Source organism: Microcoleus sp. OTE_8_concoct_300 (assembly GCF_031383065.1).
In the GTDB taxonomy this organism is placed as follows: Bacteria; Cyanobacteriota; Cyanobacteriia; order Cyanobacteriales; family Microcoleaceae; genus Microcoleus.
In genome coordinates this window covers 1-1,108 of record NZ_JANMZH010000074.1, presented here as the reverse complement: position 1 = coordinate 1,108, position 1,108 = coordinate 1, and the positions used below count along the sequence as shown (strand labels likewise).

The window sequence follows — 1,108 nt, the reverse complement described above, 5'->3', positions numbered from 1 at the left end:
TTTTGACAAATGGGCATGATATAATTTTGGTATCATTTAATTGTTTTTGGGTAAGAAGCTTTCTTACCCTATCTTTTTTCATGCTATTTGTCTAGAGTGCCCTCCCTGTCTGCTCTTCAGGCGACCTGTCGCCCCGTCAGCTGAAGCGAGCAATGTCCGTAATGATGTGGATTGAGGGCATAACTGGTTCGGAAATTAAAAAAATATTAAATGTATCAGCAACATTTATCAGTCAATCCAAAATGAAATTTATCAAAAATGGAGTTGAAGAATTAAAGCTGAGGTATCAAGGGTCAAAAGCATATTTAAGTCCAGCGCAACGCCTAGAGATTGTCAATTACTTAAATACTCAAGAATATTTGAGCTTACAGGAGTTTCAGATATATATAGAAGACAAGTATGATGTTCGTTTCAAATCAAATCAAAGTTATTATACATTACTTGATGAAGCCAAGGTTAGCTGGAAGAAAACTCAAAAAAGTAATCCAAAAAAAAACGATGAATTGGTAAAAACAAAAAAGATAGAAATCGCAAAATCTCTGGCAGAAAACCGCTCGGAGATAGAAGCTGGAAGACTTGTGGTGTATATGATTGATGAATGTCATCTGCTGTGGGGTGATGTTTGTGGATATGTTTGGGGAAAGAAGAATAAAAGAATAGAAGTACCCATGACAAATCAGAGAGAAAGGCAAACATATTTTGGTGCCCTCAACTATCAAACAAAAAAATTTTTTGTACAAGAATATGAAGCCGGAAATTCAAAGAATACAGTTTTGTTTGTCAAATACCTGCAAAATCTGAATAAAGGAGCTAGAATTTTAATATTTTGGGATGGGGCAAGTTATCATAAATATGCAGAAATGCGAGAGTATCTGGGCGAGGTCAATCAAGGTTTAGAAAAATCTGAATGGTTAATAACATGTGAATTATTTGCCCCGAATGCACCTGAGCAAAACCCTGTAGAAGATATTTGGCTTCAAGGCAAAAGATTTTTGAGAGAACATTGGTATTTATGTAAATCTTTCCCACTTATTAAAAAATTATTTATGCTGGTAACTCATTGTCAGATTTTTGATTTTTACAAATTATATATGTATGACTTTTTTGT

At 34.1% G+C, this 1,108-nt stretch carries 1 protein-coding gene; it reads left to right on the top strand.

The genetic code is table 11. The features are described 5' to 3' along the window. Positions 1-125 precede the first annotated feature (125 nt). Positions 126-1,108 (top strand): IS630 family transposase (locus tag ACUVJL_RS03705; protein WP_445244614.1); only part of this gene is annotated, 983 nt, incomplete at its 3' end.